The organism is Gordonia sp. QH-12 (assembly GCF_001578675.1).
GTDB classification, from domain to species: domain Bacteria; phylum Actinomycetota; class Actinomycetes; order Mycobacteriales; family Mycobacteriaceae; genus Gordonia; species Gordonia sihwensis.
The window spans coordinates 47,850-65,946 of the sequence record NZ_KQ969296.1 but is presented as its reverse complement, the minus strand read 5'-3'; the positions used below and the strand labels follow the sequence as shown (position 1 = coordinate 65,946).

Genomic DNA, 18,097 nt, shown 5'->3' with positions numbered 1-18,097 from the left:
GCCCGCCGGGACGGGTCGGTCGGTGCGCCTCGCCGACGGACCCGAAGTCGCGCCGCGATGTCGGTCGTCGCCGATACACTCCCCACGTGGACATCGGGACTCGACGACTTCGGCTGCGCCCCGTGGCACCTCACGACGCACCGCTGCTGCACGGCCTGGACGCCGACCCGGTGGTGATGGAGTTCGTCACCGGAGGCGAAGCCACTGCGCCGGCGATGATCACCGATTGGGTCATCCCCCGATCCCAGGCGCAGTTCCGCGAATGCGGAACCGGCCTCTGGGTCGCGTTCGACCGCCGAACCCGGCTGTTCACCGGTTGGGTCTGGCTGCGGGCACCCCGGCATTCGGCGGTGCCGGAGCTGGAGCTCAGCTACCGGCTGCGGCGCGAATCGTGGCACCGAGGACTGGCGACCGAGGCGGCGTCCGCACTGATCTCGGTCGCCTTCACCGAGACCGGGACCGAGCGGATCTTCGCCAGCACTCACCCGGACAACATGCGATCGCAGCGGGTGATGCAGAAACTCGGCATGCGTCTGGCGGCCGAACACCTGCGTCGCGAGCAGTTCGACGACGGATTCACCGGTCACGATGTGGAGTACGAGATCTGCCGCGCCGATTGGCTCCGGACCCGCCGGCCCGCAGCCGTCGCACCGTCCGGACCCCGGCACCGTGCGCGCGGCCCCGGCACCGTCGAGATGACCGCCTGATCGTCGCGGACTACCGTGATCGGTCAGGGGCCCGGCATCACCGAGCATCCGCTTCACCTCGTCATGTGAACCCACCACCCAGGAGACATTCAATGACCAGCAGCCCAGCCACCAGCCTGCGGCGCCGCCGACAGGTGGTGATCATCGGCTCCGGTTTCGGCGGTCTGTTCGCGGCACAGCGCCTCAAGAAGGCCGACGTGGACGTGACCCTGATCGCGAAGACCACCCATCACCTGTTTCAGCCGATGCTGTACCAGGTCGCGACCGGCATCATCGCCGAGGGCGAGATCGCCCCGGCCACCCGGGTGGTGCTGCGGAAGCAGAAGAACACCCGGGTCCTCCTGGGCGAGGTGTTCGACATCGATCTCGAGAACCAGGTGGTCCGCTCGCAGTTGCTCGAGCGCGTCACCGAGACCGCCTACGACGACCTGATCATCGCCGCCGGGGCCGACCAGTCGTACTTCGGCAACGATCATTTCGCCGAGTACGCACCCGGCATGAAGACCATCGACCACGCACTGGAACTGCGCGGCCGCATCCTCGGCGCCTTCGAGCAGGCCGAGCTCTCCAACGATCCGGCCGAGCAGAAGAAGCTGCTGACCTTCGTCGTGATCGGTGCGGGCCCGACCGGTGTGGAACTGGCGGGTCAGATCGCCGAGATGAGCGACAAGACGCTCCGCGGCGCGTTCCGCAACATCGATCCGACCGACGCGAACGTCATCCTTCTCGACGCCTCGCCCGCCGTTCTTCCGCCCTTCGGCCCCAAACTCGGCGAGAAGGCGCGACGCAGGCTCGAACGCCTCGGCGTGGACGTGCAACTCGGTGCGATGGTGACCGATCTCGATTACGACGGTCTCACCGTCAAGGAGAAGGACGGCACCACCCGGCGCATCGAGAGCCAGTGCAAGGTGTGGTCGGCCGGTGTGCAGGCCAGTTCGCTCGGCAAGGTGCTGGCCGATCAGTCCGACACCGAACTCGACCGCGCGGGCCGGGTGAAGGTGGGACCGGACCTCACGATCCCCGGTCATCCCAACGTCTTCGTCGTGGGCGACATGATGGCGGTCGACGGCGTCCCCGGAGTCGCGCAGGGCGCGATCCAGGGCGGCCGGTACGCCGCCGACGCGATTCTCGCGGAGATCCGCAAGGGGCAGACGCCCGACCAGCGCAAGCCCTTCAGCTACTTCGACAAGGGCTCGATGGCCACCGTCTCACGCTTCAGCGCCGTGATGCAGGTGCCGATCCCCGGAACCAAGTGGAAGTTCGAGAGCGAGGGTTACATCGCCTGGCTCGGCTGGCTCGCACTCCACTTGGTGTACCTGGTGGGCTTCCGCAACCGGTTGAACACCATCATCAACTGGTTCTTCGCCTTCAACACCCGCGGGCGCACTCAGCTGGCGGTCACCGAGCAGCAGGTGTACGCGCGGACCGCCCTCACCGAACTGTCCTATCTCGAACGGCTCCGGCTGGCCGAGGCCGCCCGCGCCGACGGCGACGGCCCCGAACGGACCGACACTGCCGGCTGACCGATCGTTCCCGTGACCCGGGCCCTCTCGCCGCGGCGAGAGGGCCCGATCGGCATTCTCAGCCCGCGGGTGTCTCGATGTTCTGCAGGCGGACCCGCGACTGCGCGACGAGCCTGCCCGTCTGATCAGTGATGTCGACCTGCCAGAGCTGCTGGCGGCGGCCCCGGTGAATCGGGCTGGTCGACACCGACAGCGTCCCGCTCGACACCGAGCGGAGGAAATCGGTCGAGTTGTTCGCACCGACGGCGGTCCCGCCGAGTCCGCTCTCCTGCAGCCAGCAGAAGGCGCTGATGCTCGCGGCGCTCTCGGCCAGTGCGCAGTACACACCGCCGTGAGTGATGCCGAAGGGCTGATGGTGGATCTCGGAGAGTTCCAGCGTGCCGCGCAGTCCCTCGCCGTCTGCGTGGGTCACGGTGAAGCCGAGGAGTCGGTCGAGGCCTCGGGCCTCGGTCGGGTCGATCGCAATTGACGTCTCTTCCATACGTGAACCCTGCCACTGCCGGCAGGAGAGACGCCAGTGACCCCCGCGCTCCTCATCGAACACGGGGGTCACCGTCGCGGATCGGGGGTCTCTGCAGCCCTCAGGACTCTCACGCGATCCTTGGTGATGAATGTAGGCTAACCTTAGTTTCGTGTCAACACGGTCCGCCGCAGAGCCGACGGGAACTCCTTCCCCGCCTCACGCGTTACACAATCGTGAGCGATGGCGGCCTCGACCGACACGATCCATGACCGGCACGAAGCGGAGAAATCAGGGAGTCGACGTAAGATGAAGAAGATGAATGGATTGGGCGATCTCGAGCGTGCCGTCATGGACACCCTGTGGGCGTCCGCGACGCCACAGACCGTGCGTCAGGTGCATGCCGAACTGGCCAAGAGCCGCACTCTCGCGTACACGACCGTCATGACCGTGCTGCAGCGTCTCACCAAGAAGGGTCTGGTTACCCAGATCCGTGACGACCGCGCACACCAGTACACGGCCACCTCGCCGCGCGAGGACCTCGTGGCCAAGCTGATGGTCGACGCACTCAGTTCCGCCGACGCCCCGGACTCGCGTCACGCGGCCCTCGTCTCGTTCGTCGGACGAGTCGGCGCGGACGAAGCCGCGGCACTGCGCGAAGCTCTCGATGAGCTGGAAACCACGCGCGGCAGCCACAGTTGACTACCCTGACATGAGATCACCGACTCCGACGACCTGGGGAGGGCCATGACGGCGCTGCTGTTCGGCATCCTCACGATCGCCTTGGTCGGACCGATCCCCGCTTCCCTCTCCCGCGCCACCTGGCCGCTCTACGCTCCGCGTGCGGCGATGGCCCTGTGGCAGTCGATCGCCCTCGCAGCCGTGCTGTCGGCATTCAGCACCGGGCTCGCGATCGCCGCCAACCTGCTCTCGCCCGGGCCCAACGGTGCGCCGACCAGCAATCCCATCGAAGAGATCCACCGGCTCGGCTGGTTTCTCTGGACGGTCTACGTCGCGGTCTTCGCGCTGACCCTCCTCATCGGCGCGCGCCTGATGTACACCGTGATCCGCGTCGGCATCCGCACGCGGGCGCGACGCAATGCGCACCGCACGCTCATCGACCTGGTCGACAACGCCGACCGCAGGCTCGCGGCCGGGCGCGACATCCGGATCCTCGACGTCCCCGCGCCGCTCGCCTACTGCCTGCCCGGACTGCGCAGGCGAGTAGTCCTCAGCGAAGGGGTGCTGGCTCGACTCGACGAGCGCGAGCTGACCGCCGTCATCGAACACGAACGCGCACACCTGCGGGCCCGGCACGATCTGGTGCTTGAGGCATTCATCGCGCTGCACGAGGCCTTCCCCCGATTCGTCCGGTCCAAGTCCGCGCTCGGGTCGGTGGAACTGCTGGCCGAGGCCCTGGCCGACGATCAGGCCGCGCGTGCCACCACTCCCACCACTCTCGGCCGCGCACTGGTGGCCTGCGCGGACGCGACCGCACCTCGCGGCGCCATGGCGGTCGGCGGCCCGACCACCCTCGTCCGCGTCCGGCGGCTCTCATACATGCACTCCGCACGCCGCATCTCGGCGACGGCCTACCTGCTCGCCGCGGCCATCCTGGTCGTTCCGACCCTCGCGGTGGCCATCCCCTGGCTCACCGAGCTCAGCCGCCTCATCGCCCACCACTGACGACCGCCGAGACGCTGTGACATGAAAGGTTCCCCGTGCGCTTCCTGGACGGCCACGCACCGCACTACGACCTGACTTACGACGACGTCTTCATCGTTCCGAACCGGTCGTCGGTGGCCTCGCGGTTCGACGTCGACATGTCGACCTCCGACGGCACCGGCACCACCATCCCGCTGGTGGTCGCCAATATGACGGCGATCGCCGGAAAGCGGATGGCCGAGACCGTGGCGCGACGCGGCGGCCTGGTGGTGCTTCCGCAGGACGTGCCGCTCGATGTCGCGGCCCGGACCATCGCCTACGTCAAGAATGCGCACCTGGTGGCCGAGACGCCGGTCACCCTCTGCGCGACCGACGTGATGGCGCATGCGCAGGCACTGATCCCGAAGCGTTCGCACGGCTACGCGGTGGTCCTCGACGGACGTCGGCCGATCGGACTGATCCCACGCGCGGCGCCCGGACACGAGATCGACCTCTTCACCGATGTCGCCTCGGTCGCCGAGCCCGTGCCGGTGACCCTGCCCGCCGAGACCGACCCCCGGCTTGTCTTCGACGCGCTGGTCGAGGCGAACGCCGACCTGGCCGTACTCACCGACGGAGCCGGCGAGCTCGCCGGCGTGCTGACCCGCCTCGGCGCGCTCCGGTCCGGTATCTACCGCCCCAACGTGGACGCCTCGGGCAGGCTCCGGATCGGTGCCGCGGTCGGCATCAACGGGGACGTGGTCGGCAAGGCCCGCGCACTGGTCGAGGCCGGGGCCGACCTGCTCGTCGTCGATACCGCTCACGGACATCAGGAGAAGATGATCAGTGCGCTCGCCGCAATCGCGGGCGCCGATCTCGGCGTCCGGCTGGCCGCGGGGAATGTGGTGTCCGCACAGGGCACGCTCGATCTGATCGAGGCGGGCGCCGACATCGTCAAGGTCGGTGTCGGCCCGGGCGCGATGTGCACCACGCGGATGATGACCGGCGTCGGCCGGCCACAGTTCTCGGCGGTCGCCGAATGCGCCGCCGTCGCACGCGAGCACGGTGCGGCGGTGTGGGCGGACGGCGGCATCCGGCACCCGCGGGACGTGGCGCTGGCGGTGGCGGCCGGCGCATCGAATGCGATGGTCGGTTCCTGGTTCGCCGGAACGTACGAGTCGCCGGGCGACCTGCACGCCGACTCCGCAGGCGAATACAAGGTGAGCTTCGGCATGGCGTCGAAACGCGCCGTCGCCGCGCGTTCGTCCGCCGACGCCGCATACGATCGTGCCCGGAAAGCGCTGTTCGAGGAGGGCATCTCCTCCTCGCGCATCCGTATCGACCCCGACCGCCCCGGAGTAGAGGACTTGATCGACCACATCTGTTCAGGAGTCCGCAGCACCGCGACCTACGCCGGTGCCTCGACTCTGCAGGAATTGCACGACAAGGTGGTACTGGGCGTCCAGTCCGCCGCCGGTTTCGCCGAGGGACGCCCGCTCCCGGGTGGTTGGTGACCCGCGCCGGTGAACGTATTCGTCATCATCGCGAGTCTGGCCGGATTCATCGCGCTGACGCTGGGCACGGCGCTGTTCGTCGCCGGAGAGTTCTCGCTGACCGCGCTCGAACGGTCCACCATCGCGGGCGACGTCGCGCGTCGCGGCGATCGCCGTGCGCGAGCCGTCGACCGAGCGCACCGATCCCTCTCCTTCCAGTTGTCGGGCGCCCAGCTGGGCATCACGATCACAACGCTGATCACCGGTTACATCGCCGAACCGGTGCTGGCGACCCTGTTCGCGCCCGTGCTGGAGGCGATGAGGATTCCGGACGGAGTCGCCGACGGCATCTCCCTGGCGCTGGCCCTGATCATCGCCACCTCGCTCTCGATGGTCCTCGGTGAGCTGATACCGAAGAACCTCGCGATCACCAAGCCGCTGGCGGTCGCGCGCGCCACCGCCACTCCCCTCGCGATGTTCTCCTCGTTCTTCCGGCCGGCGATCAACGGCCTCAACGGCTCGGCGAACGCACTGGTGCGGCGCCTGGGCATCGAGCCCACCGAAGAACTCGGGTCGGCGCGGTCGGCTGCCGAACTCGCCGCGCTGGTGCGCAACTCCGCGCTGCGCGGGGCCCTCGACCCCGACACCGCGACTCTCGTCGACCGGTCGCTGCGTTTCGGCGATCTCACGGCCGCGGACCTGATGACTCCCCGCGTGCGGATCGAATCGCTCGAACCCAACGACTCGGTGCGCGATCTGATCGCCGCCGCTTCCCGGACCGGCCACTCCCGGTTCCTGATCGCCGAAGGCGGCGACCTCGACAACCTCGTCGGCGTCGTCCACATCAAGCAGGCCTTCACCCTGCCGCCGCAGAGCCTCGCGACCACGTCGCTGCGGTCGCTGGCACGCCCGATCACCCGGGTCCCGGACAGCCTCGACGGCGACTCGCTGATGGATCGCATCTCGTCGAACGGCCTCGAGGTCTGCGTGGTCATCGACGAGTACGGCGGCACCGCGGGCCTGGTGACGTCGGAGGACATCGTCGAGGAGATCCTCGGCGACGTCACCGACGAGCACGACGTCGAGGAGTCGGACGTGACTCCGGTCGGCAACGGCTTCCGCTGCTCCGGGCTGCTGCGGCTCGACGAACTGCAGAGCGGCACCGGCTACCGCGCACCCGAGGGGTCGTACGAGACGCTCGGCGGACTGGTGATGTTCTGCCTCGGCCGCATTCCGCGCACCGGCGACATCGTCGACCTTCCGCAGCGCGAGTCGGCCGGCGAGAACTTCCTCGACGAACCCGAACCCCGATGGCGCGCGACCGTGGTGCAGATGGATCAGCGCCGCGTCGACAAGGTGTGGATGACGATCATCGACGGCAGTGCCGAGCCCGGCGGGACGGAGGCGTCCCGTGGGTGACTGGTGGGGAATCCTGCTGACGGTGGTGCTCCTGGCCGCCAACGCCTTCTTCGTCGCCGGCGAGTTCTCGCTCATCGCGGCGCGGCGGGACCGGCTCGTCGCCCTCGAGGAATCGGGAAAGAAGCGTGCCCGCACGGTGATCGAGGCCTCCGAGCATCTGTCGCTGATGCTCGCGGGCTCGCAGCTCGGAATCACGATCTGTTCGATCCTGCTCGGTCGGGTCGCCGAACCGGCCATCGCCCATCTGATCAGCGCACCGCTGGATCTGATGCGCGTGCCGAGTCAGCTGCTGCACCCGATCGCCTTCGCGATCGGTCTGGCGATCGTGGTGATCCTGCACATCCTGCTGGGTGAGATGGTGCCGAAGAACATCGCGCTCGCCGGCCCCGAGACCGTGGCGATGCTGGTGGTTCCGGTGCACCTGGTCTTCATGCGCGTCGCACGGCCGCTGATCTGGTTCTACAACGCGTTGGCGAACATCTCGCTCAGGGCGATGCGCGTCGAGCCCAAGGACGAGTTGGCGACCACGGTCAACGAGGCCGAGCTGGCCGACATGATCGGCGAGTCCCGGGAGCTCGGTCTGCTCGACGCCGACGAGCACGAGCGGCTCACCCGCGCACTGACGACCGTCGAACGGACGGTGGCCGAACTGATGATCCCGCTGAGCACGGTGCGCAGCGTGCGCGTTCAGCTCGACGCATCGACGGGCGGACTCGGTCCCACACTCGGTTCAGTCGAGCGTGCGGTGCGCGAGACGGGTTACTCCCGCTTCCCCGTCCGCGGGTTGGACGGCTCGTTCATCGGCTACCTGCACATCAAGGACGTGCTCGACGACATCCTCGATCCGGCCGTCGGCCCGGAGTCGATCATCGGTGTGGACCAGATCCGGCCGCTGCCGAAGATCGGTTCGGCGACACCGCTGGACGAAGCCACCGTCGTGCTCCGCCGCACCAGCGCCCACCTCGGGGCGGTCGTCGACACGGCGGGCACGATCATCGGGGTTATCGCACTCGCCGACCTCGCGGAGGCCTTCGTCGGCGACCTCCGCGACTCCACGCACCGCATCTGATGCAGCGGCAGGAGACGCTGTCGCGCCCGGAGTGGCAGTCCCGGGCCGACGCCCACCGGGAGCGCGTCGAGACCCTCATCGGTCCGTATCTGCGGATGCGGAACGAAGGACGCAAGCACCCGGTCATCGACTTCCTTTTCACCTACTACTCGGCCCGCCCCGGTCAGGTGCTGCGCTGGCATCCCGGCTACGGTGTGCGGCTGGCCCAGGCCCACCGCTACTCCGGTCTGCGTGGCTACCGCGTCGATGTCGACGGCACCGCAGAGGTGACGCGCGAACATCTCGAGTCCCGGGTCCGGCTGCTCACCGACACCGTCCGCATCACGCGGGCGACGGCGAACCGCGCACCGCGCCTCGGTTGTCTCGGCCTGCACGAGTGGGCGATGGTGTATCGCGCCGACGAGACCCGTCACGAACTGCCGCTCCGGCTCGGCGCGCGCGGCACCGACGCCGTGGTCGAGGAGAGCACACTCGCGTGCACGCACTTCGACGCCTTCCGGTTCTTCACCGCGGACGCGGTCGGGCGCAACGCCACCGCCCTGAGTCGAGCCGGAGCCGTCGACAACGAGCAGCCGGGCTGCCTGCACGCGACGATGGACCTGTACCGCTACTGTCTGCGCCTCACGCCACTGCTCCCGGCGGACCTGCTGGCCGACTGCTTCGAGCTGGCCCTGGACGCGCGGGAACTCGACATGCGAGCCAGTCCGTACGACCTCACCTCGTACGGCTACGCACCGGTGGCCATCGAGACGCCCGAGGGGCGGGCCCGGTACGTCCGCGAGCAGGCGGCTATCGCGCGGCGCGGGCAGGAACTCCGTGAGGCCCTCATCACAACCTGCGACAGCCTTCTCGAATCGGTCGGCCTCGGATAAATACTCGCTGGTAACCCCTTGTAACATGAATGATTGTGGGCGGGCCGCTTCCGGAGTCATCCGGCACGCAGCCGACGTTCCCGCAGTACGCACTCGCAAAGGAAAGGTTGCCATGACCGAACGCGTCACCGTCAACGGATTGCAGGTCGCCGAAGTCCTCTACGACTTCGTCAACAACGAAGCGCTTCCCGGCACGGGTGTAGACGCCGAGAAGTTCTGGGCGGGCGCTGCGGCCGTGATCAACGACCTCGCTCCCCGCAACCGCGAGCTGCTCGCCGTCCGCGACGACCTGCAGGCCAAGATCGACGCCTGGCACCGCGACCACCAGGACTTCGACTTCGACGAGTACAAGGCCTTCCTGACCGAGATCGGCTACCTCGTCCCGGTGCCCGAGGACTTCCAGATCACCACGGAGAACGTCGACGAGGAGATCGCGAACATCCCCGGACCGCAGCTGGTGGTGCCGATTCTCAACGCCCGTTTCGCCCTCAACGCGTCCAACGCGCGCTGGGGCTCGCTGTACGACGCTCTCTACGGCACCGACGCGATCCCGGAGACCGGCGGTGCCGAGAAGGGTTCGTCCTACAACAAGGTCCGCGGTGACAAGGTCATCGCGTTCGCCAAGGCCTTCCTCGACAAGGCCGTGCCGCTGGAGCAGGGCAGCCACGCCGACGTGACCTCGTACACCGTCGTCGACGGCAAGGTCGTCGCCGCGATCGGCGACGCCACCACCACCTTCGCCGACCCGAACGCGTTCGCCGGCTACACCGGCGACGCCGCAGCGCCGTCGGGCATCCTCCTGCGCCACCACGGTCTGCACGTCGAGATCCAGATCGATCCGGAGTCGCCGATCGGCGCCACCGACGCCGCCGGCATCAAGGACGTCGCCGTCGAATCCGCCGTCACGACGATCATGGACTTCGAGGACTCGGTCGCCGCGGTCGACGCCGACGACAAGGTGCTCGGCTACCACAACTGGCTCGGCCTCAACAAGGGCGACCTGGCCGAAGAAGTCAACAAGGGCGGTAAGACCTTCACCCGCACGCTGAACCCGAACCGGGTCTACACCGCGCCCGACGGCACCGGCGAGGTGGAACTGCACGGTCGTTCGCTGCTCTTCGTCCGCAACGTGGGCCATCTGATGACCAACCCCGCCATCCTCGACGCCGACGGCAACGAGGTCCCCGAGGGCATCATGGATGCGCTGATCACCTCGGCGATCGGCATCCACGGTATGAGCGCCGAAGGTCTGCAGAACTCCCGCACCGGCTCGATCTACATCGTGAAGCCGAAGATGCACGGTCCCGACGAGGTCGCCTTCACCAGTGAACTGTTCGGCCGCGTCGAGGACGTCCTCGGCCTGCCGCGCAACACCCTCAAGGTCGGCATCATGGACGAGGAACGCCGCACGTCGGTGAACCTCAAGGCGTCGATCAAGGCGGCCTCCGAGCGCGTGGTGTTCATCAACACCGGTTTCCTCGACCGCACCGGCGACGAGATCCACACCTCGATGGAGGCCGGCCCGTTCGTCCGCAAGGCCGAGATCAAGGGCCAGACCTGGTTCAACGCGTACGAGGACTCGAACGTCGACACCGGTCTGCACGCGGGTCTGCAGCACAAGGCGCAGATCGGCAAGGGCATGTGGGCGATGCCGGATCTGATGGCCGACATGCTGGAGCAGAAGATCGGTCACCCCAACGCCGGTGCCAACACCGCGTGGGTGCCGTCGCCGACCGCCGCCACCCTGCACGCGCTGCACTACCACGAGGTCGACGTCTTCGAGCGTCAGGACGACATCGCCAAGCGCGAACCGGCGTCTGTGGACGACATCCTGACCATCCCGCTGGCGAAGAGCACCGACTGGAGCGAGGAGGAGAAGCGCGAGGAACTCGACAACAACGCGCAGTCGATCCTCGGCTACGTGGTCCGGTGGATCGATCAGGGCGTCGGCTGCTCGAAGGTGCCGGACATCCACGACGTCGCGCTGATGGAGGACCGCGCAACGCTGCGCATCTCCAGCCAGCTGCTCGCCAACTGGCTCCGTCACGGCATCGTCACCGAGGACGAGGTCGTCGCCGCGCTCGAGCGGATGGCACCGGTGGTCGACCGGCAGAACGCCGGCGATCCCGCCTACCGTCCGATGGCGCCGAACTTCGACGGCAACATCGCCTTCCAGGCCGCCAAGGACCTGATCCTCAAGGGCGCGACGCAGCCGAGCGGGTACACCGAACCGCTGCTGCACGCCGCGCGCCGCGAGTACAAGGCAGCCAACGCCTGATATACACGGAAGGTGCAGACCACCGAGCCCGGACCGGATTCTCGGTCCGGGCTCGGTGCATCGGCCCGCTGGACGCGCATCGGCCTGGCATGACACGAATCGCCGGAGGAAGGACGATCAGTGGCGAAGCACAATTCGGGTGGACGCAGTAGGACTTACATCAGCCGACCGCTGCTGGCATTCGTCCTCGCGATCATTCTGATCGCGGGCATCGTCACGGCGTGGCGTCAACTCGGCGATCGAATCGACGACGAACAGCCGGTGGCGGCCGGTGAGTGCCTCGAGGGACCGGCGAAGATCTCCGTTCTGGCCGATCCCGCGATCGCACCGGGTCTGCAGAGAATCGCGCAGGACTACAACAACACCGAGCCGGTGGTCCGCGACCACTGCATCACCGTGGACGTGCGACCCGCCGACGCCCGCGCGACTCTCGAGGGTCTGACCGCCCAGAAGTGGGACGCGCAGACCTACGGTGATTTCCCCGCCGCCTGGGTGCCCGAGTCGTCCATCTGGTCCGCGGCCCTGCAGACCGCGAAGCCCGACGTGCTCCAGGGCAACCCGGAATCGCTCGTGTCGTCGCCGGTCCGGCTGGCGATGGAGCCGGAGATCGCGAAGGCCGCCGACGGCCGCATCGGGTGGTCCGACCTGCCCGCGCAGACCCGCGCCAATTCCCTCTCCGCGTACGGCAGATCGTCGTGGGGCTCGATGCGCATCGCGATGCCCACCGGCCCGCAGTCGGCCGCGACCGCACTGGGAGCCCAAGCAGTCGCGGCCGCGACCGTACCGACCCAGAAGCCGCTCACTCTCCGACAGGCGCAGTCACCCGAGGTGGTCGCCGCGCTCGATCAGCTCATGTCGGCTCCGCCGAAGGTCGGGGACGGCTCCATCGACGCCGCCGTCGACTCGATCGCCGAGACCGGCGATCCCTCCGATGCGCCGGTCCGCGCCGTGTCGGTGACCGAGCAGCACCTCTACATGCTCACCAAGGACGACAAGACCGCCCGGGTCGCGGTGGTCGCGCCGAAGGGCCCGACTCCGTCGGCCGACTATCCGGTGGTGAAACTGTCGGGCCAGTCGGTTCCGGCGCACGTCAGCGATGCCGTCTCTCAGTTCTTCACCTTCGCGCGCAAACCGGCCCAGATGCAGATCCTGACCAAGGCGGGTTTCCGAGGTGCCGGGCCGCTGCCTGCACCGACGCCGACCGTGACCTTCGGCCCGATCGCCGACCCGATGCCGCTCCCCGAGCCCGCGGCCGCGGTCGCGATCAGCAAGGTGGTCTACCCGGCGGCGGCGCCGTAACAGCGGGCACCGGCGCGAAGGGCCTACCGCTTCCGATTCCAGAACTGGTGTGTGAGGCCGCTGCCGGTGGTCACCGACTCGACGTCGAAGCGGTCCTGGAGTTCGGCACAGCCGTCCCAGATCGAGACGCCCGAACCGATCACCACCGGGACGACGACCAGATGCATGAAATCGACCAGGTCGGCGTGCAGGAACTCGCGGACGGACGTGGGTCCGCCACCGAGGCGGACATCGCCGCCGGCGAGTCCGCGCGCGTACTCGAGCGCCTGCGGCGCCGGGGCGTCCACGAAGTGGAAGACGGTGCCGTTCGCGAACTCGATCGGCGGGCGCTCGTGATGCGTCAACACCACCACGGGTGTGCGGAACGGAGGCTCGTCGCCCCACCACCCGCGCCAGCCGTCGTCGGCCCACGGTCCGGTCTGCGGACCGAACTTGCGGCGTCCCATTATCTCGACGCCGATCCCCTGACTCCACGCACTGGTGAACACGTGATCGGCGCGAACCGGCTCGGCGATCGCGTCCACACCCCAGATCACCCGGCCGTCGAAGTGGTCGAACAACCGGGCCGCCTCGCCGATCGGCGCATCGTACGTGACGGTTCCGCCCGCACTGAAACCGTCGAGCGAGACGTTGAGGTTGTGGACACGGACTTTGGACATCGCGAGCCTCCTGTCGGTGCCCGCGAGCCTACTCGCTGAAGGCCTCGATCGGAGGGCAGCTGCAGACGAGGTTTCGGTCGCCGAAGGCTCCGTCGATCCGGCGGACGGCCGGCCACACCTTGGCGCGCGCTCCGGACGACGGGAGACCGTTCGGGTACACGGCGGTGAGCCGGTCGTATCCGTGATTCCACTCGCCCACCAGGCATTCGGCGGTGTGCGGCGCGCCGGCGAGCGGATTGTCCTCGACCGACCAGGTGCCGTCGGCGACCTTGTCGATCTCGCCGCGGATGGCGATCATCGCGTCGATGAAGGCGTCGAGTTCGGCGAGATTCTCGCTCTCGGTGGGCTCCACCATCAGGGTTCCGGCGACGGGGAAGCTCATCGTGGGCGCGTGGAAGCCGTAGTCGGCGAGTCGCTTGGCGACGTCGTCGACCGAGACTCCACTGTCCTTGGTCAGTTCACGCAGGTCCAGGATGCACTCGTGAGCCACCCAGCCGCCCTCTCCGGTGTAGAGCACCGGGTAGTGGTCGCGCAGGCGACGCGCGATGTAGTTGGCGGAGGCGATCGCGGTCAGCGTGGCGGTCCGCAGTCCCTGGGCACCCATCATGGCGATGTACGCGTAGGTGATCGGCAGGATCGACGCCGAACCGTACGGCGCCGCCGAGATCGCGACGCCGGTCTGCGGAAGTTCGGAGGCCAGCGGGCTGCTCGGCAGGAACGGCGCCAGATGCTCGCGCACCGCGACCGGTCCGACGCCCGGGCCGCCGCCGCCGTGCGGAATGCAGAACGTCTTGTGCAGATTCAGATGCGAGACGTCGCCCCCGAACCGGCCCGGCCGGGCCAGGCCGACGAGCGCGTTGAGATTGGCGCCGTCCACGTACACCTGGCCGCCGGCCTCGTGCACCGCGTCGCAGATGTCGGTGACCTCGTGCTCGAACACGCCGTGGGTGGACGGGTAGGTGATCATGATGCCCGCCAACTCGTCGCGGTGCTTCTCGATCTTCGCGCGCAGATCGTCGATGTCGACGTCCCCGGTGTCACGGCTGGCCACCACCACCACGCGCAGCCCGGCCATGACGGCCGACGCCGCATTGGTTCCGTGAGCACTGGAGGGGATGAGGCAGACGTCGCGTGCGTCGTCGCCGCGCGAGAGATGGTAACGGCGAATCGCGAGCAGACCCGCGTACTCGCCCTGCGAGCCGGCATTGGGCTGCAGGCTCACGCGGTCGTAACCGGTGACGGCCACCAGCCAGTTCTCCAGCCGAGCGATCAGCTCGCGGATGCCCTCGCTGTCGGAGAGCGGGGCGAACGGGTGCAGGCCGCCGATCTCCGGCCAGGTGATCGGCTCCATCTCGGTGGTCGCGTTCAGCTTCATCGTGCACGAGCCCAGGGGGATCATGCTGCGGTCGAGAGCGATGTCCTTGTCGGAGAGCATCCGCAGGTAGCGCAGCATCGCGGTCTCGGTCCGGTGCAGGTGGAAGGCCGGATGCGTCAGATATTCGCTGCTGCGGTTCGCGATCGGGGCACTGAACTGCGTCGCCGCGGCACCCGCGGCGCCGAAGGCGTCCAGGACGGCATCGATGTCGGCGGCGGTGGTGGTCTCATCGCACGCGACGCCCACGCGGTCGGCGTCGATCAACCGCAGGTTGATGCCGTGGCGCGACTTGGCCGCGTCGACGATCTCCGCGGCCCTGCCGTCGGCCCGCACGGTGAGGGTGTCGAAGAACGAGGCGTGCTCCACACCGAATCCACCGCCCGCGAGGCGATCGGCGAGGTCTGCGGCGTGCCCGTGCACCCGCTCGGCGATCGCCTTGAGCCCGGACGGGCCGTGGTAGGAGGCGTACATCGCGGCGATGATGGCGAGCAGCACCTGCGCCGTGCAGATGTTGCTGGTCGCCTTCTCGCGTCGGATGTGCTGCTCGCGGGTCTGAAGTGCCAGGCGGTACGCGAGGTTGCCGTCCGCGTCCTTGGAGACGCCGACGAGGCGCCCCGGAAGCTGACGAGTGCGTTTGGTGTGCACCGCCAGGTAGCCGGCGTGCGGTCCACCGAAGCCCATCGGGACACCGAAGCGCTGTGTGGTGCCGAAGCACGCATCCGCGCCGAGCTCTCCCGGAGGGGTGATGAGAGTGGCGGCCAGCAGGTCGACGCCTGCGGCGATCAGCGCACCTCGCGCATGCGCCGCCTCGATGACCGGGCCGAGATCGGTGATCCGGCCGCTCGCACCGGGCGTCTGCACGATGACTCCGAAGAACTCGCCCTCGGGAAGCCCCGCGTCCGGCGCCGACCCATCGAGCTCGGCTTCGACCACCTCGATGCCTAGCGGCGTCGCACGGGTCTCGATCACCGCACGCGTCTGCGGGAAGAGGTCGGAGTCGACGACCACGCGGTTCGACTTCGACTTACCGGCGCGGCGCAGCAGCGTCATCGCCTCGGCGGCCGCGGTCGCCTCATCCAGCATTGAGGCGTTCGCCACCTCCATGCCGGTCAGATCGCACACCATGGTCTGGAAGTTGAGCAGCGCTTCGAGCCGACCCTGGCTGATCTCCGGCTGGTACGGGGTGTAGGCGGTGTACCACGCCGGGTTCTCCAGGATGTTGCGCTTGATGACTCCGGGCGTGTGTGTGTCGTAGTAACCGAGACCGATCATCGATCGGGCGACCACATTGCGATTCGCGAGTTCGCGCATCGCCGCGGTCGCCTGCGCCTCCGTCAGCGGAGCGGGCAGGGCGTCCAGTCCCGGAGCGAATCCGTTCGTGTCCGCGCCGTCGGCGATCGACGCGGGAACCACCTTCGCGGCGATCTCGTCCAGGGATCCGACGCCGAGGACGTCGAGGATGACAGCCAGTTCGTCGGCGTCGGGGCCGAGGTGACGCTGGGAGAACTCAGAAGCGGGGGTCGACAAGAGGGCACCTTGATCTTCTCGGTCCGGCCGCGCCGGACTGGTCCCTCCCCCTCTGTCATGCCGCACGAACGCAGCGCCTGAGAGATTCGGCAGCGGCGGACCGATGCCTTTCACCGTGGGCGGGCGGGTGCGCGCACCCGCCACTTTCCAGAGACGTCGTCAGCAGCCACGGTCCCGGGTGCCTGAGAGTTTGACGGAGAGGTGTTGCTCCTTCGGCGGTTGCCCGGATGTCCCGGACGACGCTCTCCCGCAGCGTAGCGACGCACCGACAGGGTACCAAGAGTCGGGCGCGAATCACGGTCCGGCGTGTGGACCGTCACGCGGGACTGCCGACGTGGCCTATCCGGTGCGCCGGGTGCGGTTCTTGCGACGGGCCGCCAACTCGTCTTCGGGCGACGATTCGCTGACACCGTCGTCGGCACGCTCCCCCGGGAAGTCCGCGATGGTTCCGGTGAGTTCGCGCATGGCGCCCGACACGGCGATGCCGAACACGCCCTGTCCGCCCTGGAGGAGGTCGACGACCTCTTCGGCGGAGGTGCACTCGTAGACCGTGGTGCCGTCCGAGAACAGGGTGATCCGGGCGAGGTCCTCGACGCCGCGCTTACGAAGGTGGTCGACCGCCACTCGGATGTTCTGCAGCGAGATGCCGGTGTCGAGCAGCCGCTTCACGATCTTGAGAACGAGGATGTCTTTGAAGGAGTAGAGACGCTGGCTTCCCGAGCCGGCCGCGCCCCGGATCGACGGCACCACGAGCGAGGTGCGAGCCCAGTAGTCGAGCTGTCGGTAGGTGATCCCCGCGATCTGGCAGGCGCTCGGCACGCGGTAACCGACCAACTCGTCGGGCACCGTGTCGTTGGGGAACAATCCCGGAGCGATGTCATCCAGGCCGCCTTGTACCGGCATCGCACTCACCGATTCCGCATCGGCGGACGGGTGGTCGCCGGACTGCAGATCTGACGGATGATCGCCCACGGTAGCTCCCTTACACAAGACTCGGGCCGGCGGAACTCTCGTATCGAGCGTACTCCCGACCGCTGACAAAGTGTTCGTCAACGCTCACGGTGACGATGCTGGGATAAAACTATGGACTCCGCGGCACGCAATCAACGCGACTCGCGGTAAACCTCAACCTAAACTTCAGGTGTAGACAAACGGTGATGACGAAGAGACGGATTCGTTACCGTGTCGGGCGGCGCGCCGCCCCGGAATCCGACGTCGCATCGGGTTCGGCGACGAGCCCGTAGGGTCAGGACCCCGACTCGGGACCGAGGAAGTCCTCGGGCGAGACCTGGTCGAGGAACTCGCGAAACGCCTCCACCTCGTCCTCGCTCGCACCATCCGCGGCCTCCGCGGAGGGCTCGCCGTCCTCGTCGGGCATCAGCATCCCGGCGTCGTCGAGGACGTCGTCGGCGGCGATGATCGGCGCACCGCAACGCATGGCGACCGCGATCGCATCCGACGGACGGGCCTCGACGACCACCTCGCCGTCGAAGACCATCTCTGCGTAGAAGGTGCCCTCCTGCATGTCGACGATCCGAACCTGCTGAAGGGAACGGCCGAAGGCCTCACAGAGATTGACCACGAGATCGTGAGTGAGCGGGCGGGGCGGCTCCACGCCCCGCTGCTGCAGCGCGATGGAGGCGGCCTCGCTCTGGCCGATCCAGATCGGCAGATACCTGGCGCCGCTCACCTCGCGCAGCAGCAGGACCGGTTGGTTCTGTGGAGGCTCCACTCGGATACCCACGACACGCATCTCACCCATGGTCTCGCCT

15 protein-coding genes and 1 riboswitch are annotated in these 18,097 nt (G+C 68.1%); of the genes, 10 read left to right on the top strand and 5 right to left on the bottom strand.

Translation table 11 applies throughout. The features are described 5' to 3' along the window. The first annotated feature begins 86 nt into the window (after nucleotides 1–86). Nucleotides 87–707: a GNAT family N-acetyltransferase gene (locus Y710_RS13850; protein WP_006895062.1), complete on the top strand. Its 621-nt coding sequence runs from the start codon at nucleotides 87–89 to the stop codon at nucleotides 705–707. Between the two features lie 92 nt (nucleotides 708–799). Continuing rightward, on the top strand, nucleotides 800–2,230 hold the full coding sequence (locus tag Y710_RS13845; RefSeq protein WP_006895064.1) for an NAD(P)/FAD-dependent oxidoreductase: 1,431 nt from the start codon (nucleotides 800–802) through the stop codon (nucleotides 2,228–2,230). Nucleotides 2,231–2,288: 58 nt separating this feature from the next. On the opposite strand, the gene Y710_RS13840 is transcribed toward Y710_RS13845, so the two are convergent. Next, nucleotides 2,289–2,711 (bottom strand): PaaI family thioesterase, encoded by a 423-nt coding sequence (locus tag Y710_RS13840; RefSeq protein ID WP_045537875.1) that lies wholly within the window; start codon nucleotides 2,709–2,711, stop codon nucleotides 2,289–2,291. Between the two features lie 288 nt (nucleotides 2,712–2,999). Here Y710_RS13840 and Y710_RS13835 point away from each other — a divergent pair, with 288 nt between their 5' ends. The 8 genes from Y710_RS13835 to Y710_RS13800 all read left to right on the top strand — a co-directional run bounded on the left by Y710_RS13835 (nucleotide 3,000) and on the right by Y710_RS13800 (nucleotide 12,764). Next, nucleotides 3,000–3,392, top strand: coding sequence for a BlaI/MecI/CopY family transcriptional regulator (locus Y710_RS13835; RefSeq protein WP_006895066.1), 393 nt, complete (start codon nucleotides 3,000–3,002; stop codon nucleotides 3,390–3,392). A gap of 45 nt (nucleotides 3,393–3,437) precedes the next feature. After that, complete coding sequence (locus Y710_RS13830; protein ID WP_062367702.1) at nucleotides 3,438–4,376, top strand: M56 family metallopeptidase; 939 nt, start codon at nucleotides 3,438–3,440, stop codon at nucleotides 4,374–4,376. A 35-nt stretch (nucleotides 4,377–4,411) separates the two neighbouring features. After that, nucleotides 4,412–5,848, top strand: coding sequence for a GMP reductase (locus Y710_RS13825; RefSeq protein WP_006895068.1), 1,437 nt, complete (start codon nucleotides 4,412–4,414; stop codon nucleotides 5,846–5,848). 9 nt (nucleotides 5,849–5,857) lie between these two features. Beyond that, nucleotides 5,858–7,246 (top strand): hemolysin family protein, encoded by a 1,389-nt coding sequence (locus Y710_RS13820; protein ID WP_006895069.1) that lies wholly within the window; start codon nucleotides 5,858–5,860, stop codon nucleotides 7,244–7,246. Then, nucleotides 7,239–8,315, top strand: a complete 1,077-nt coding sequence (locus Y710_RS13815; RefSeq protein WP_006895070.1) for a hemolysin family protein — start codon at nucleotides 7,239–7,241, stop codon at nucleotides 8,313–8,315. The genes Y710_RS13820 and Y710_RS13815 overlap by 8 nt, the downstream gene beginning before the upstream one ends. After that, nucleotides 8,315–9,187 carry a hypothetical protein gene (locus tag Y710_RS13810; RefSeq protein WP_006895071.1) on the top strand — a complete coding sequence of 291 codons (873 nt, stop codon included), beginning with the start codon at nucleotides 8,315–8,317 and terminating at the stop codon, nucleotides 9,185–9,187. Before Y710_RS13815 ends, Y710_RS13810 begins: the two co-directional genes overlap by 1 nt. Before the next feature lie 112 nt (nucleotides 9,188–9,299). Beyond that, on the top strand, nucleotides 9,300–11,465 hold the full coding sequence (locus Y710_RS13805) for a malate synthase G (protein ID WP_062367701.1): 2,166 nt from the start codon (nucleotides 9,300–9,302) through the stop codon (nucleotides 11,463–11,465). 120 nt (nucleotides 11,466–11,585) lie between these two features. After that, nucleotides 11,586–12,764: a substrate-binding domain-containing protein gene (locus Y710_RS13800; RefSeq protein WP_082781324.1), complete on the top strand. Its 1,179-nt coding sequence runs from the start codon at nucleotides 11,586–11,588 to the stop codon at nucleotides 12,762–12,764. A gap of 23 nt (nucleotides 12,765–12,787) precedes the next feature. Here Y710_RS13800 and Y710_RS13795 read toward each other — a convergent pair whose 3' ends face one another. The 4 genes from Y710_RS13795 to Y710_RS13780 form a co-directional block, all read right to left on the bottom strand. Continuing rightward, the gene (locus Y710_RS13795; protein WP_062367700.1) at nucleotides 12,788–13,423 is read right to left on the bottom strand and encodes a dihydrofolate reductase family protein; all 636 of its coding nucleotides are present in this window, start codon (nucleotides 13,421–13,423) and stop codon (nucleotides 12,788–12,790) included. A 28-nt stretch (nucleotides 13,424–13,451) separates the two neighbouring features. Continuing rightward, nucleotides 13,452–16,325 (bottom strand): aminomethyl-transferring glycine dehydrogenase, encoded by a 2,874-nt coding sequence (gcvP, locus tag Y710_RS13790; protein WP_006895075.1) that lies wholly within the window; start codon nucleotides 16,323–16,325, stop codon nucleotides 13,452–13,454. Nucleotides 16,326–16,484: 159 nt separating this feature from the next. Beyond that, a riboswitch (glycine riboswitch) is annotated at nucleotides 16,485–16,585 on the bottom strand. 79 nt (nucleotides 16,586–16,664) lie between these two features. Then, nucleotides 16,665–17,297: a MerR family transcriptional regulator gene (locus tag Y710_RS13785; RefSeq protein WP_156479450.1), complete on the bottom strand. Its 633-nt coding sequence runs from the start codon at nucleotides 17,295–17,297 to the stop codon at nucleotides 16,665–16,667. A gap of 274 nt (nucleotides 17,298–17,571) precedes the next feature. Continuing rightward, on the bottom strand, nucleotides 17,572–18,087 hold the full coding sequence (locus Y710_RS13780; protein WP_006895077.1) for a bifunctional nuclease family protein: 516 nt from the start codon (nucleotides 18,085–18,087) through the stop codon (nucleotides 17,572–17,574). Between the last annotated feature and the right edge of the window lie 10 nt (nucleotides 18,088–18,097).